The organism is Kitasatospora sp. NPDC004272 (assembly GCF_053603035.1).
This window is the reverse complement of the sequence record NZ_JBSGET010000294.1, coordinates 1-1,089: the sequence shown is the minus strand read 5'-3', so window position 1 is coordinate 1,089 and position 1,089 is coordinate 1. Positions and strand designations below refer to the sequence as shown.

Sequence of the window (1,089 nt, the reverse complement as noted above, 5' to 3'; positions counted from 1 at the left end):
GTCGGGTCAGGCCGGGTCGGGTCAGGCCGGGTCGGGTCAGGCCGGGTCGGGTCAGGCCGGGTCGGGTCAGGCCGGGTCGGGTCAGGCCGGGTCGGCTGGGGCCACCCGCAGCTCGGGGACGGCCGTCCCGGTCGCGGCGGCCAGGCGTTCGGCGGCGGCGGTCAGGGCGGCGGCGGGCGGGGGCTGTTCGAACGGGGCGACGGTGAGGGCGGGGCCGTCCTGCTCCCAGGTGCCGGCGATCCGGCCGTCGACCAGCAGCAGCGGGGAGATCCAGCCCGCGGTGCGGCTGACCTTGGCGCGGTGGGCGGCGGGGAGGATCTCGGTGGCCTTGGTGCCGGGGCCCAGCACGTACTGGTCGAAGGCCCCGAGCAGGTGGACGGAGGCGGTGGGGGCGGTGGCGGCCAGCTCGTCGAGGTGCTCGGTGAGCGCGTGGGCGGGTGCGCCGTCGACGGTGACCTCGGTGAGCCGGTCGCCGAGGGCGGCGGCGAAGCCCTTGAGGACGGTCCTGCGCAGGCTGTTGCGGGACAGCCAGGCGTCGAAGCGGTCCAGGCCGGCCGGGCCGTACGCGCCGAGGTAGGCGGTGAGCAGGCGCGGCCCGGCCTGCTCGACCGGGGGGAGGCCGGGCCAGTCGGGGCTGTGGCTCGCCGGGTGGGTGAAGGCGGCCCGGCCGCCGGGGGCGGGCGCGTGGCAGAGCACGCCCTGCCAGGCCAGCGGTTTCAACAGGGCGCCCCAGCCCGAGGCCAGCTGCCCGGCGAGCGGGGCGAACCGGGGGTCGGCGGCGAGCGCCGCCGTCAGCTCCTCCCGGCTCAGCACCGCGCCGTGGAGCAACTCGCCTACGACTTCAACGAGTTGGGCGACCTGGGCGGGGGTGGCGCCGAACTGCCTGGTCCAGGCGGGCTTCTCCCAGGTGCGGGCGGAGCCGATCAGGGCCAGCGCGTCGGCGGCGGTGGCCGGGTCGAGCAGGTGCAGGGTGCCGCGCTGGGCCCAGGTGCGCAGCAGGCGGCCCGCCGCGAGGTCCGCGCGCAGCTCCCCCGGCCCGGCCGGTCCGGTGCGCAGGGCGACGGCCAGCTCGGCGGCGGCCGGGCGCGG

At 78.9% G+C, this 1,089-nt stretch carries 1 protein-coding gene; it reads right to left on the bottom strand.

Features of this window, described 5'->3' with window-relative positions:
* Nucleotides 1-81 precede the first annotated feature (81 nt).
* On the bottom strand, nucleotides 82-1,089 hold a 1,008-nt coding region (locus tag ACWEO5_RS38510; protein WP_452166711.1), incomplete at its 5' end, for a DNA glycosylase AlkZ-like family protein.